The sequence below is a fragment of the Streptomyces fuscichromogenes genome (assembly GCF_014645815.1).
Taxonomy (GTDB): Bacteria; Actinomycetota; Actinomycetes; order Streptomycetales; family Streptomycetaceae; genus Streptomyces; species Streptomyces fuscichromogenes.
In genome coordinates, this window is sequence record NZ_BMML01000005.1 from 23,247 (window position 1) to 36,052 (window position 12,806).

Sequence of the window (12,806 nt, forward strand, 5' to 3'; positions counted from 1 at the left end):
CGTTAATAGACGTGGCTATGAGATTCCAAGCCGTTCGTCTTGATCATTAAGCTTTCAAAGCTTGGACTTACCGGCCACTAACGGTCAAAAACGGTCGAGTTGGCGGTGCTCGCTGCTCAGCTCGGGAGTCATCAGGAGTCACACAGGTTTTGATGGTGACTCAGTTGTGATGCACAGGGCGGCCGCCCGGACACCGAGTGTGACCGGGCGCGGGGTCGGCGCTCAGGGCCGTCGTACGGCGAGCAGCGCCATGTCGTCCGTCATGCCGCCGCCGGTGTGCCGGCGCACCTCGGCCGCGAGCCGGGCGAGCAGCGTGCCGGGGGCGGCGGCGGTCCGGCCGGTCAGCCGCCGCTCGGGGTCGTAGAACCGGCCGTGCGCGTCCCGTGCCTCGGAGAGGCCGTCGGTGTGCAGCAGCAGCGTGGCCCCGCTCGGGAAGGCGTGCTCGGCCGCCCGGTCGGGCCACGTGCCCAGCTCGCCCATCCCGAGCGGTAGCGCGGACTCCGGCGCCCGCACCGGGCGCACCTCGCCGTCACCGTGCAGCAGCAGCGGCGGCGGATGACCGCGGTTGACGACCCGGAGCGTGCCGTCGCCGTGCGGGAGCTCGGCGAGTACGGCGGTGGTGAACCCCTCGTGGGCGTCGATCCCGCCGCGCCGGACGCCCTCGCGCGCCAGCGCCCGCTCCAGCCGCCCGGCGACCGCCTCCAGCGTGGCCTCCTGCTCGGCGGCCTCCCGGAACGCGCCGATGACCACGGCGACGGCGGCGACCGCGCCCATGCCCTTGCCGCGGACGTCGCCGACGACCAGCCGCACGCCGTACGGGGTGTCCTGGACGGCGTACAGGTCGCCGCCGATGAAGGTGCCCTCCTGGGCCGCCTCGTAGCGGGCCGCGATCTCGAAGCCGCCGATCCGCTCGGCGGGCTCGGGCAGGACGGCCCGCTGGGCGGCCTCGGCGATCTCACGGGCGGAGGCCAGACGCTGGTCGCCGATGCGGACGATCCGGTTGATGCCCGCGGCCAGGACGGCGACGGTGACCACGGTGACGATCTCGGTGACGGCGTCGGCGTCCGGGAGCACGGCGAACCGCGCGTGCACGGCGTAGGTGGCGAGGAGCGCGGCCAGGCCCGTGAGGACGGTGGTGCGCAGGGCGGAGAGCGGCGCGGCGATCAGCGGGGCGGCCGTGAAGAAGGGGACCGCGGTGAAGAACCGGGGGGTCAGGACGTCGTAGCAGACACCCGCGCCGATCAGCAGCGCGGGCAGGGAGCGGGCGAGGGCCCGGGAGAGCGTACGGACGGACGTGCGGGCGGACGTGCGGGCGGACGCCGGGCCGCGCAGCTCCGTCTCTCCACGGCCCAGCACGCGACCCCCCTGATGTCCCATGTGTTCGATGCCTGTCCGTCCAGGTTTGCGGCTGTGAGCGGGTGGGGCGAATGGTGTGGGCCGGGCGGATGAGTGCGGACGTGTGTGACGAGGAACACGTACCGGAACCCGTGCCTGGATACGACTCAGGGCCGGAATCCTCGAACTTGGATTCCGGCCCTGGGTTTCAGTAGCGGGGACAGGATTTGAACCTGCGACCTCTGGGTTATGAGCCCAGCGAGCTACCGAGCTGCTCCACCCCGCGTCGGTGAAACCAGCATACGTCATCCGAAGAGCAGAAGTCACACGGGTTACTTCCGGCGGACGCCGGAGGGGAGGGGAGGAGCGGCGGCTGTCCGGCTGACGGCCGGCGGGGGCTGGTCGCGCAGTTCCCCGCGCCCCTTCGTGGCTCGTTGCAGTGGCGCCCCTGAAGGGGTGCGGGGAACTGCGCGGGCAACCACGACGCACCCGCACCCGCACACCCGTCCCCGCCGCCCTCCCCGCCACCCACCGCAGGGTCAGCCGAGGAGATGCCCGTTCGGCGCCTTCGCCTGCGCCTCGTACTCGCCCAGCACCAGCACCTCCACCCCCGCCTCCCGCAGCGTCCCCGTCCCGTCGGCCGCCGTCACGAACGTGTCCGGCTCGCGCCATGCCGTCACCACCCGCCGTACCCCGGCCCGGAGGATCAGCTCGGCGCACGGGTGCGGGCGGGAGGCGCGGTGGGTGCAGGGTTCGAGGCTGGTGTAGACCGTGGCCGTGGCCAGCCTGGGGTCGGCCGGGGGGATCTTGGCCAGCGCCGCCTCCTCCGCGTGCACCACGGGGTCGCCGGCCTCCCGGGAGTGGCCGCGGGCCAGCTCCGTGCCGTCGGCCGCGACCACCACCGCGCCCACGCTGAACGCGGTCCGGGAGGGCGGACAGTGGGCCGCCAGTTCGCAGGCGAGCCGCAGCCAGTGCCGGTCCGCGGCGGCCGCCGACCCGCCGGTGCCGGGGGCCGTGGGCTCGTAGCGCATGAGGACGACGTCCTCGATACGGCGGGTGTCCAGGAGCCGGAGCCGCCCGGCCTGGTACCCGCCCGGCCCGAACAGGCGCGGTGCCTTCGGGTCGCCGACGAAGAGCGGGGCCAGGACCAGCTGGAGCTCGTCGGCGAGGCCCTGCTGGAGCAGCTGGGTGTGGACGGTGCCGCCGCCCTCGACCATCAGGCGCCGCACCCCCCGGACGTCGTACAGGTGAGCGAGGAGCGGCCGCCAGCCGAGGCCGGCGCCGAGGGGGACCACATCGGCGGCGATCCCGAGGGCACGGGCCCGCCGTGCGCCCTCGTCCGTCGTGTACACGGTCTTCTCGCCGCCGGTGTGCCAGAACTTCGCGTCCGGGTCGAGGTCGCCGGTCGCGGTGACCGTGACCTTGAGGGGGTACTCGGGCCGGCCGGCGGCGACCCGGGCCGCGCGCCGCTCCGGGGAGTTGACCAGGAGCCGGGGGTTGTCCGCGCGGATGGTGCCGGCGCCGACCAGGATGGCGTCGACGGAGGCCCGTACCTCGTCGACGCGGTCGAAGTCGGCGGGGGACGAGAGCAGGAGCCGGTCGGGGCCGGTGTCGTCGAGGTAGCCGTCGAGGGAGACGGCGGCGGACAGCAGGACGTGGGGGTACGGCATCGACTGCGCTCCCTGACACGGACGCTTGGTTAAAGTTTGAAACAAACCTACACTGGTCGCATGACGACTCGCTGGCTCACCCCGAAGGAGCAGCGCGCCTGGCGCGCCTACATGGCGGCGACGAACCTCCTGGAGGACGCGATCGACCGGCAGCTCCAGCAGGACGCCGGCATGCCGCACCTGTACTACGGCATCCTCGCCAACCTCTCCGAGGAGCCGGAGCGCAAGCTGCGCATGACCGATCTCGCCCAGAAGGCGAAGATCACCCGGAGCCGGCTGACGTACGCCGTGACGCGGCTGGAGAAGGACGGGCTGATCCGGCGCGAGGACTGCCAGTGGGACAAGCGGAGCAGCTTCGCGATCCTGACGGACGAGGGCATGGCGGTGCTGGAGCGCACCGCGCCGGGGCACGTGGAGACGGTACGGGCGGCGGTCTTCGACCATCTCTCCGACGAGCAGGTGGAGCAGCTGGAGGAGATCAGCTCCGTGATCACGCGGGCGCTGGAGGGTGACGAGTCGGCCCCGCACCCGCCGTCGGACAAGCTGCCGTGGCGGCGCCGGTCGTCGTCCCCCTGTTCCGGATCCTGAACCCGGCCCTCCCGCCTCTCCCGCCCCTCCCGGCCGTGCACTCGATTTCACGGAACCGTACGGAAATCTGTTGCTTCAAATTTAAAGCATGGGGTAGGGTTCCAGCCGTGGATCTGCTTCAAATCTGAAGCAGGTACCCGCGACGTCCCACTGGAGAACCCGATGACCGACTTCCCCGCCGCCACCCAGCGCGCCCGCGTCCGGGTCCCGCTGCGTTTCAACGACGGTTACAGCGTCGACACCGAGCTCGTCACGTTCCACGGACTGGCCGACGGGCAGGAGCACGTCGCCGTCGTCCTCGGCGAGCCGGCCCCCGGCACCCTCCCGCTGGTGCGCCTGCACTCCGAGTGCCTGACCGGCGACGTCTTCGGCTCGGCCCGCTGCGACTGCGGACCCCAGCTGCGCGAGGCCGTCGAGCGCATCGCCGACCGCGGTGGCGTCCTGCTCTACCTGCGCCAGGAGGGCCGCGGCATCGGCCTCTACAACAAGCTCGACGCCTACGCCCTCCAGGACCAGGGCCTGGACACCTACGAGGCGAACGCCGCCCTCGGCCTCCCCGAGGACGCCCGCGACTACACCGCCGCCGCCCAGATGCTGGCCGCCCTCGGCATCACCGACCTCGACCTGCTCTCCAACAACCCCGACAAGGCCGAGCAGTTGCGCGGCCTCGGCGTCACCGTCCGGGACCGCGTCCCGACCGGCGTCTTCAGCACCGCCCACAACGTCCGCTACCTGCGGGCGAAGGTCCTGCACACCCAGCACACGCTGCCGCTGGCCGAGTTGACGGAGCGCAGCGCGGGCTGAGCGGCGCCCGGTGCGGTGTACTGGCGACGACAGGCACACCGACGAGGGGGAGCCACCGTGGACGACCGGCTGACGCGTGTTCTCGACGACCTCCACCGGGAGGGCCGGGCGCACGACGGCCCACTGGCCGACCGGCTGCTGAGGCTGCGCAACATGACCCCGGACGCGGCCCGGCTGATCGCGACCCTGATCCGGGCCCGGCGCGCCACGTCCGTCCTGGAGATCGGCACCTCCAACGGCTACTCGGCGATCTGGTTCGCCGACGCCGTCCGCGACACGGGCGGGCGGCTGACGACCGTGGAGCTCGACGCCGACCGGGTCACGGCCGCGCGGGCCAACCTGGCACGCGCGGGGGTCGCGGCCCATGCGGACGTCGTCCACGGCGACGGCGCCGATGTGCTCGCCGGGGCCCCCGACGCCTCCTTGGACCTGATCGTCCTCGACGCGGAACGGCCCGCGTACACCGACTACTGGCCGCGGCTGCGGCGCGTCCTGACGCCGTACGGCGTGCTGGCCGTCGACAACGCGGTGAGCCACCGGGAGCAGGTGGCCGCGCTCCGCGAACTCCTCACTGCCGAGCAGGAGTTCGCCGTCGCCCTGCACGAGGTGGGCGACGGGGTACTGACCGGCGTCCGGGTGCGCGCGGGCCGGCCGGCGTAACCCTCCAGGCCGGCGCCGAGGTCGGGGCCCCGGATCCAGAGGCCGCACGGCCCCCGCAACGAGGCAGCGCCCGACCCGACCGAAGTCGGACCAGGCGCTGCACAGCAGGTCAGGGGCCAGATCCCCCGCCCACCACCCGTAGGCCGTGTGGGACTCGAACCCACAACCAATGGATGAAAAGTCCTGGCTGGATCTTGCCGGGTGGTTCCTGACGCTGCTTCGGTTTCCGGATCCGCCTGGTCAGGACAGGGTCCGCGTGACCTTCGGTCCGGTCCCTGACAGCCGGTGCCATCTCGTCCGCTCACGCATCGCTCACGCAAAAAGGTCGGCTGAGCAGTGCTTTCGACGTCGGCGCCGCCTTCTGGAGTCAGTCTGCGGCAGATGCGTCCACGTCCGCCAGACACCGCTCGTTGATCGTCGGCGGAAAAGCAGCAGCAGCCGGCCGAGACCAGAGAGCGCCACGTTGTGCCTTGTCAGAGACGGTCCGGGGGAGGCTGCTCACCATCAAGGTGCCGCATCGCGTACGCGCGTTCATCCGGATGTCGTGCCAGGCGTGCCATCGCCCACGCGGTGTGCGCCGGGGATCTCCACCACCGACTCGTGGCCGGGGATGTGCATCTGCCCGAGACGCTCGGCGTCCTCCACCTTCCACCCCTGCACGAGGTAGCTGTCGCTGCTCTGTCGCCGCCGTCCGATAAACGGCGTGGTGACGGCACGTTCACGTCGTACAGGCACGCCTCGGCAACGTCCGGCCGCGAGCTCGGCCTCGGGCGCCGTCTCCTCGACGCACTCGCCTGCCGCCCGCCCCGCCCCTGACCTTGGCCCATGACGGGCCCCGCGGTAGACGCGTGGGCAAAGCCCGCATTCAAGGGGCGGGTACCACCTGTGCGGCCAGTATCGCGGCGGCCAGCAGTTCCTCGCGGGGCGCGTCGGAGGCCGCGTTGACGGCGAGGCCCTCGGCGGTGGCCATGAGGAAGCGGGCCAGGGCCTTGCAGTCGGTGTCAGCCGACAGGTCTCCGTCCGCCACGGCCTTCTCGAAGCGGTCCTGGACGGCCTGCCGGTAGTCGTTGCGGGCCGCGGTGAGCAGGTCGACGATCGCGCGGCCGTCTTCGCCGGAGGCGAGTCCCGCCTGCACGGTCAGGCAGCCGCGGGGCTTGCCCGGTGTGGTGTACGCCTCGACCAGGCCCGTGAGCAGCCGCAGTGCCACCGCACGCGCCGTGGGTTGCGCCAGCGCCTCGCGGGACAGCGGCGAGCGCGCCTGGGCATAGCGGTCCAGGACCTTCTCGAAGAGCTGCCTCTTGTTGCCGAAGGCCGCGTAGAGGCTCGGCGGCCGGATGTCCATCGCCTGAGTCAGGTCGGCGATCGAGGTGGCCTCGTAGCCCTGGCGCCAGAACAGTTCCAGCGCCACGTCCAGTGCGGCCTCCTCGTCGAAGGCGCGCTTGCCGCCTCTGGGCATGCCCCTCTCCTCTCTCATCCGGCTCCGGCAGGGTGCCGGTTGCCCGATTCCTTTAGTGGTCGTTACAGTGTAGCGACCGACCGCTTTAGCAATCACTACATGAAAGGGTGAGTGGTCCCCATGGGCAAGCTGACGGGCAAGACCGCGGTCATCACCGGCGGAAGCAGCGGGATCGGCCTGGCGACCGCCCGGACGTTCGTCGCCGAGGGCGCCCACGTGTACATCACCGGCCTCGACGCGGAGGAACTGGTCGAGGCCCAGGCCAGGATCGGCGGTGACGTCACAGCCATACAGGTCGACATCTCCCGCCTGGAGGATCTCGACCGGCTCTGGCAGCAGGTCAAGGAGGAGCGGGGAGGCGTCGACGTCGTCGTCGCCAACGCCGGCCGCGGCGAGCAGGCCACCCTGGCCCAGGCCACGCCGGAGCACTTCGACCGGATCTTCTCCGTGAACGCCCGAGGCACGTTCTTCACCGTGCAGAAGGCGCTGCCGTTGCTCAGCGACAACGGCTCCGTCGTCCTGATGGCGTCCGCCGGGCATTTGAACGGCGCGGCGGAGCGCACCGTCTACAGCGCCACCAAGGCCGCCATCCGCTCTTTCGCCCGCACCTGGGCGAGTGAGCTGAAGGACCGCGGGATCCGGGTGAACACGGTCAGTCCAGGACCGATCGACACACCCGCCCTCGACACGCAGGACGACCCGGACGCGCTGCGCGCCGCCCTCGCGTCCATGGTCCCCCTGCGGCGCCTGGGCCGGCCCGAGGAGATCGCCGCGGCCGTGCTGTTCCTCGCCGCCGACGACAACCGCTACACCACCGGCTCCGACCTCGTCGTCGACGGCGGCCACACCCAGATCTGACCACCACCAACGATCCGGCTTCAAAGCCTTCTTGAGGAGAAACCCATGAGCGACACCACGACATGGCCGCATCACGCACTCGGCAGGGAACTGAGCAACTGGGGACGGTGGGGCGACGACGACGAGATCGGCACCCTGAACCTCATCACGCCCGAAAAGCGGGTCGCCTCGGCCCGGCTGGTCAGGACCGGGAAGACCTTCGACCTGGGCATGTCGTTCGGCAAGGAGGGCCCGGCCGGCCCGAACACCTTCCGGGACAACCCCCAGCACCTGATGACCCTGGTGCCCTCGGACAGCGCCGGCGCCCCCGACGGCATGTTCGGCACCGACGACCTGGTGGTCATGAGCCTGCAGGCGGCCACCCAGTGGGACGGCCTCGCCCACATGGGATACGGCGGCCACTTCTACAACAACGTGCCGGCCGCCGCGGTGAACAACTTCACCGGCGCCTCCAAGGACTCCTTCGACAAGGTGGCCGGCCGCCCGATCTCTCGCGGGGTGCTCCTGGACATCGCCGCACTCAAGGGCGTCGACCGCCTGGAGGACTCCTACGAGGTCACCGCGGCCGACCTGTCGGCGGCCGAGGAGCGCCAGGGCGTACACGTGGAGTCCGGTGACATCCTCTGCGTCCGCACCGGCTGGCACCGGTGGTTCGCCGAGGGGGACCGTGACCACTACATGGGCGAGCACGAGGCCGGCCTCGGCCTGGACACCCTGCGCTGGCTGTACGACGTCGAGGTCGCCGCCGTAGCCGTGGACAACTGGGCCGTCGAGGTCTACCCCTCGCCGGTCGAAGGCACCTACGCCCCCTTCCACCAGGTCGCGATCCGGGACATGGGCCTGACTCTCGGCGAGATGTGGGACTTCGAGGCCCTCGCCGCCGACTGCGCCCAGGACGGCGTGTGGGAGTTCCTCCTGTGCGCCCCCGGCCTCAAGATCACCGGCTCGGTCGGCTCCCCCATCACCCCCATCGCCCTCAAGTAGAAACTGCGGCCCTTCGGACCACGCACAGCGCGGAGAGAGACCGGCAACAGCGCTCTGGTGCTGCGGTACTTCGAGAGCTTCGCCGCGGCCGCGGACGTCCAGATGCCGGGCCGGGTCGGACGGGTCATGCCGAAGGAGCCGCGGCGTCTCCGCCGCCGGAAGGGTCTACGACCAGCGGCCGGTCTTCGTCCTCCAGGTGCGGGACAACAAGATCCTCCGCGTCCGGGAGTACCTCGACACCCTGCACGCCGTCGCCGTACTGGCGGCGAACTGACCCGCCGGCCCGGGGATGTCGCTGATCACAGGACATCCCCGGGGCCGTTCACAGCAGTTGACACCTCGCCCGGTTCACGGAAGGCAGTACATCGACATGACATCCCCCCGGCTGACGATCGACGTGTGGGCGGACGTGCTCTGCCCCTGGTGCTACGTCGGCGAGCATCGGCTGAGCACCGCGGTCGCGCGGTCCCCGCACGCGGCCGACATCGAGCTGAAGATCCACACCTGGCAGCTCGACCCCGACGTCCCCACCGAGATCTCATGGATCCCGGAGTACCGGGTGAGGAAGTTCGGGGTCACTCCCGCCCAGGCGCGCGCGATGGAGAGGGAGGTGGCCGGGCAGGCCGCCGCCGACGGCCTGCCCTACGTCCTGGACCGACCGGTGCGCAACACCCTCGACATGCTCCGCCTGGTCCACCTCGGCAACGAGCACGGCGTGGGCCGGCCGTACATGGCGGCGATGCAGGACGAGCTGTTCGGCGGCAACCCCGACGCCTTCGCGCGCGACACCCTGATCCGCCTCGGCGTGAACCTGGGCGTCCCGGCCGGCGAGATCCGCTGCGTTCTCGCCACGGACCGCTACGCCGACGCCGTGCGGACCGACCACGCGGCCGCCGTCGCCCTCGGTGCCCGCGGTGTGCCCTTCACCGTCCTCGGCAACAGCTTCGCCGTATCCGGTACGGCGAGCCTCGCCCAGTACACCGATGCCATCGACCGGGCATGGGAGCACACCCATGGCTGACACTCCCCCCACCCCGTCGCCGCTGGAGTTCATCGAGACCGGCCCGGACGGCGGTTGGTGCGATGCCAGGACCGGCCTCTGTACCACCGCGGCCGGGTCGGAGGTCCCGCTGCCCGAGGGCGAGGACGCCGGCCCGCAAGCCGGCGCCCGCTCCACCCCGAGCAGCCCTCCCGTGTGAACCACCCCGGATAAGATGTGATGCAGCTCACATAGGAAACGTTGCCGTTTTCTGAGGCCCTGGCTAGGCTGATGCCGTCCGAAGAGAACGGCACCGTTTTGCTCGGGAAGGGAGCGCCATGAGCGAGCAGTCCACCGCCCGCCGCAGCCGCTTCACACCCCTGCGCGCGGCCCAGCTCTACGACGCCGTGCTCGACCTCCTGCAGGAGGTCGGATACGAGGCGCTCTCGATGGAAGCCGTGGCCACCCGGGCGCGGTTCAGCAAGGCCACCCTCTACCGCGACTGGGGAGGCAAACCGCAGCTGGTCGCCTCCGCGATGCAGTACCGCAGGCCGGTCCAGATCGACACGATCGACACCGGATCGCTGCGCGGTGACCTGTACGCACTGGCCGGCCACTCCGACAACAAGGAGCTCGCCCAGAGTGCCGCCGTGCAACTGGGCGTGGGGCACGCCATCTACACCAACCCCGAACTCCGCCGCACCCTCAGAGAGGTGATGCTCGACCCCATCCTCGACGACATCCACGCCATTCTCCGACGCGGCGTCGACCGAGGCGAGGTCGCCCCGGACAACCCCGCACTGGATCTCGTCCCGCCGATGCTGGCCAGCCTCGTCATCGCCCGTCCGCTGATCAGCGAGACGCCGATGACCCAGGGCGATGTCAGGGGGCACATGGAAGCCCTGGTCTTCCCCGCCCTCGGCATCTGACCCGCTCCCGCGGGCTTCACGCGCCGGCCTCCCCCACCGTCGGTGCGCACCAAGCACCTTTCCCGCCCTCGGCCTCCCCGCGCCGACGGCGTCTCGCGCCCTCCCTCCGGCCAATGACGGCCGTGTGACCGAGGCGCTCCTCTCTTTCTTCCCGTGCCTCCGCACGCCTCGACACCCCCACCTGACGCGCGCCGCTCACGTCGTCGGGCCACCCCCGCACGCCCTCATGCCCTGACGGGCGATCCCAACGACCTGACCGAGAGAGCACCACCATGGCCACATTCCTGTACAGACTCGGGCGTTCGAGTTTCCGTCGACGCCCCCTCGTCCTCCTTGCCTGGCTCGCCCTGCTGGGCGCGGCGATCATCGCCGCCCTCAGCGCGCCGGCCACGAAGGCGCTGCCTTTCACGCTGCCCGGGGCGGAGTCCCAGAAGGCGTTCGACCTGCTCGACGAGCGTTTCCCGGGCTCTACTTCGGACGGCGCCACGGCCCGGATCGTCTTCAAGGCCCCCGAGGGGCAGACCATGACCACCCCGGCCAACAAGGCCGAGGCGCAGAAGGTGACCAAGGAGATCGCGAGCGGCTCCGACCAGGTGGCCTCCGCGGTCGATCCCTACACCGCCGGGGCCGTCAGCAAGGACGGCTCGACCGCGTACATCTCTGTCACCTACAAGGTGACCGCGGCCGAGGTGGACTCCGACTCCCACGACGCGCTCGACCGCACCGTCGAACAGGCGCGGGAGTCCGGACTGACCGTGGAGGCCGGCGGGAACGCCGTCAAGGTGGCGGCCCACGGTGCGGCCGCCGAGGTCATCGGCGTGATCGTCGCGGCGGTCGTGCTGGTCATCACCTTCGGCTCCCTGGTCGCCGCCGGGCTGTCGCTGCTGACCGCGCTCATCGGCGTCGGTATCGGCTTCCTGACCCTCACCGCGCTGAACTCGCCCCTCGAACTGGGCGACAACTCAGGGGTGTTGGCGTTGATGCTGGGGCTTGCGGTCGGCATCGACTACGCGTTGTTCATCGTCTCCCGCTACCGCTCCGAACTCGCCGAGGGACACCCGAAGCAGGAGGCCGCGGCCCGCGCCACGGGCACCGCGGGTTCCGCGGTGGTCTTCGCGGGCCTGACCGTGGTCATCGCGCTGGCCGGACTCGCCGTCGTCAACATCCCGATGCTCACCAAGATGGGGCTGGCCGCCGCCGGATCCGTCACCATCGCGGTGATCATCGCCATCACCCTCGTGCCCGCCATGCTCGGCTTCGCCGGTGACCGGGTGCTGTCCAGGAGGAGGTCCGGCAAGAGGAAGCCCGGCACGGAGAAGCAGCCCGGTGAGGCGCACGCCCCGGCGAAGTCCCCGATGGGCGTGCGCTGGGCGCGGTTCGTCCTCCGCCGCCCCGTCGCCGTCCTGCTGACCTGCGTCGTCGGCCTCGGTGTGATCGCCGTCCCGACGGCGTCCATGACCCTGGGTCTGCCCGACGACGGCGCCCAGCCCACCGACACCACCCAGCGCCGCGCCTACGACCTGCTCTCCGAGGGCTTCGGCGCCGGCTTCAACGGCCCCCTCGTCGTCGTGGTCGACACCGCCCACAGCGACGACTCGAAGACGGCCGTCGGCGAGGTGGTCTCCAGGATCGGCAAGCTCGACGACGTGGCCGCCGTCGCTCCCGCCCGCTTCAACCAGGCCGGGAACACGGCGATCGTCACCACCGTCCCGTCGTCCAAGCCGGCCTCCGAGGCCACCGAGAAGCTGGTCGAGCGCATCCGCGACACCGGCGCGGCGATCGAGAAGGACACCGGGGCGAAGCTGCTGGTCACCGGCCAGACCGCGGTGAACGTCGATTTCTCCCAGAAGGTCAACGACTCCCTCATCCCCTACCTGGCCCTGGTCGTCGGACTCGCCTTCCTGCTCCTGATGGCCGTCTTCCGGTCCGTCCTGGTCCCGCTCAAGGCAGCCCTCGGGTTCCTGCTCTCCGTCCTCGCCGCCCTCGGCGCGGTCGTCGCGGTCTTCCAGTGGGGCTGGCTCGCGAGTGCGATCGGTGTGGCGGAGACCGGGCCCATCATGAGCCTGATGCCGATCTTCATGGTCGGCATCGTCTTCGGACTGGCGATGGACTACGAGGTCTTCCTGGTCACCCGGATGCGGGAGGCGTACGTCCACGGCGAGGGGCCGGGACAGGCGGTCCTGACCGGCTTCCGCGACGGAGGACGCGTGGTCACCGCGGCCGCCGTCATCATGATCGCCGTCTTCTCCGGCTTCATCGGCGCGAGCGGCGCCATGATCAAGACGATCGGCTTCGGGCTCGCCGTGGCCGTCCTCTTCGACGCCTTCGTCGTTCGCATGGCCATCGTTCCCGCGGTCCTGGCCCTGCTCGGCAAGTCCGCTTGGTGGCTGCCCGCCTGGCTCGACAGGATCCTCCCGAACGTCGACGTGGAGGGCGAGGGACTCGCCAAGTCGGCCTCCCCACGCCCGGGTTCGGGGCCGGACAACGACGACCACCCGCAACCCGTCCGCGTCTGACCCCTGCACCGCTGCCCCGGGCGCGGG

Annotated in this window: 12 protein-coding genes and 1 tRNA gene; 9 read left to right on the top strand and 4 right to left on the bottom strand. The window is 71.1% G+C overall.

The window, feature by feature from the left end; genetic code table 11:
* Window positions 1–222 precede the first annotated feature (222 nt).
* The 3 genes from IEZ11_RS11925 to IEZ11_RS11935 form a co-directional block, all read right to left on the bottom strand.
* The gene (locus IEZ11_RS11925; protein ID WP_189262681.1) at window positions 223–1,356 is read right to left on the bottom strand and encodes a PP2C family protein-serine/threonine phosphatase; all 1,134 of its coding nucleotides are present in this window, start codon (window positions 1,354–1,356) and stop codon (window positions 223–225) included.
* A 191-nt stretch (window positions 1,357–1,547) separates the two neighbouring features.
* Window positions 1,548–1,621, bottom strand: a tRNA-Met gene (locus IEZ11_RS11930).
* Between the two features lie 253 nt (window positions 1,622–1,874).
* Window positions 1,875–3,005: a dihydrofolate reductase family protein gene (locus IEZ11_RS11935; protein WP_189262682.1), complete on the bottom strand. Its 1,131-nt coding sequence runs from the start codon at window positions 3,003–3,005 to the stop codon at window positions 1,875–1,877.
* A 60-nt stretch (window positions 3,006–3,065) separates the two neighbouring features.
* Here IEZ11_RS11935 and IEZ11_RS11940 point away from each other — a divergent pair, with 60 nt between their 5' ends.
* The 3 genes from IEZ11_RS11940 to IEZ11_RS11950 all read left to right on the top strand — a co-directional run bounded on the left by IEZ11_RS11940 (window position 3,066) and on the right by IEZ11_RS11950 (window position 5,057).
* On the top strand, window positions 3,066–3,593 hold the full coding sequence (locus IEZ11_RS11940) for a MarR family winged helix-turn-helix transcriptional regulator (protein WP_189262683.1): 528 nt from the start codon (window positions 3,066–3,068) through the stop codon (window positions 3,591–3,593).
* A 162-nt stretch (window positions 3,594–3,755) separates the two neighbouring features.
* Window positions 3,756–4,397, top strand: a complete 642-nt coding sequence (locus tag IEZ11_RS11945; protein WP_189262684.1) for a GTP cyclohydrolase II — start codon at window positions 3,756–3,758, stop codon at window positions 4,395–4,397.
* A gap of 57 nt (window positions 4,398–4,454) precedes the next feature.
* A complete protein-coding gene (locus IEZ11_RS11950; protein WP_189262685.1) occupies window positions 4,455–5,057 on the top strand; it encodes an O-methyltransferase in 603 nt (200 codons plus the stop codon).
* An 865-nt stretch (window positions 5,058–5,922) separates the two neighbouring features.
* Here the strand turns inward: IEZ11_RS11950 and IEZ11_RS11955 are convergent.
* A complete protein-coding gene (locus IEZ11_RS11955; RefSeq protein ID WP_189262686.1) occupies window positions 5,923–6,513 on the bottom strand; it encodes a TetR/AcrR family transcriptional regulator in 591 nt (196 codons plus the stop codon).
* A 120-nt stretch (window positions 6,514–6,633) separates the two neighbouring features.
* On the opposite strand from IEZ11_RS11955, the gene IEZ11_RS11960 reads away from it, so the two are divergent.
* The 6 genes from IEZ11_RS11960 to IEZ11_RS11985 all read left to right on the top strand — a co-directional run bounded on the left by IEZ11_RS11960 (window position 6,634) and on the right by IEZ11_RS11985 (window position 12,779).
* The gene (locus IEZ11_RS11960; RefSeq protein ID WP_189262687.1) at window positions 6,634–7,371 is read left to right on the top strand and encodes an SDR family NAD(P)-dependent oxidoreductase; all 738 of its coding nucleotides are present in this window, start codon (window positions 6,634–6,636) and stop codon (window positions 7,369–7,371) included.
* 45 nt (window positions 7,372–7,416) lie between these two features.
* Window positions 7,417–8,355 carry a cyclase family protein gene (locus IEZ11_RS11965; protein WP_189262688.1) on the top strand — a complete coding sequence of 313 codons (939 nt, stop codon included), beginning with the start codon at window positions 7,417–7,419 and terminating at the stop codon, window positions 8,353–8,355.
* 370 nt (window positions 8,356–8,725) lie between these two features.
* Window positions 8,726–9,376 (top strand): DsbA family oxidoreductase, encoded by a 651-nt coding sequence (locus tag IEZ11_RS11970; RefSeq protein ID WP_189262689.1) that lies wholly within the window; start codon window positions 8,726–8,728, stop codon window positions 9,374–9,376.
* Entirely contained in the window at window positions 9,369–9,554 is a 186-nt protein-coding gene (locus IEZ11_RS11975) for a hypothetical protein (protein ID WP_189262690.1), read from the top strand. Before IEZ11_RS11970 ends, IEZ11_RS11975 begins: the two co-directional genes overlap by 8 nt.
* A 118-nt stretch (window positions 9,555–9,672) precedes the next feature.
* Window positions 9,673–10,263: a TetR/AcrR family transcriptional regulator gene (locus tag IEZ11_RS11980; protein WP_189262691.1), complete on the top strand. Its 591-nt coding sequence runs from the start codon at window positions 9,673–9,675 to the stop codon at window positions 10,261–10,263.
* 272 nt (window positions 10,264–10,535) lie between these two features.
* A complete protein-coding gene (locus IEZ11_RS11985; RefSeq protein WP_189262692.1) occupies window positions 10,536–12,779 on the top strand; it encodes an MMPL family transporter in 2,244 nt (747 codons plus the stop codon).
* The last annotated feature ends 27 nt before the right edge of the window (window positions 12,780–12,806 follow it).

What these genes read in the sequence shown, in the direction of transcription:
- IEZ11_RS11935 (WP_189262682.1), bottom strand. Translation starts at nt 3,005, where the DNA reads ATGCCGTACCCCCACGTCCTGCTGTCCGCCGCCGTCTCCCTCGACGGC.
- IEZ11_RS11940 (WP_189262683.1), top strand. Translation starts at nt 3,066, where the DNA reads ATGACGACTCGCTGGCTCACCCCGAAGGAGCAGCGCGCCTGGCGCGCC.
- IEZ11_RS11945 (WP_189262684.1), top strand. Translation starts at nt 3,756, where the DNA reads ATGACCGACTTCCCCGCCGCCACCCAGCGCGCCCGCGTCCGGGTCCCG.
- IEZ11_RS11955 (WP_189262686.1), bottom strand. Translation starts at nt 6,513, where the DNA reads ATGCCCAGAGGCGGCAAGCGCGCCTTCGACGAGGAGGCCGCACTGGAC.
- IEZ11_RS11960 (WP_189262687.1), top strand. Translation starts at nt 6,634, where the DNA reads ATGGGCAAGCTGACGGGCAAGACCGCGGTCATCACCGGCGGAAGCAGC.
- IEZ11_RS11965 (WP_189262688.1), top strand. Translation starts at nt 7,417, where the DNA reads ATGAGCGACACCACGACATGGCCGCATCACGCACTCGGCAGGGAACTG.
- IEZ11_RS11970 (WP_189262689.1), top strand. Translation starts at nt 8,726, where the DNA reads ATGACATCCCCCCGGCTGACGATCGACGTGTGGGCGGACGTGCTCTGC.
- IEZ11_RS11975 (WP_189262690.1), top strand. Translation starts at nt 9,369, where the DNA reads ATGGCTGACACTCCCCCCACCCCGTCGCCGCTGGAGTTCATCGAGACC.
- IEZ11_RS11980 (WP_189262691.1), top strand. Translation starts at nt 9,673, where the DNA reads ATGAGCGAGCAGTCCACCGCCCGCCGCAGCCGCTTCACACCCCTGCGC.
- IEZ11_RS11985 (WP_189262692.1), top strand. Translation starts at nt 10,536, where the DNA reads ATGGCCACATTCCTGTACAGACTCGGGCGTTCGAGTTTCCGTCGACGC.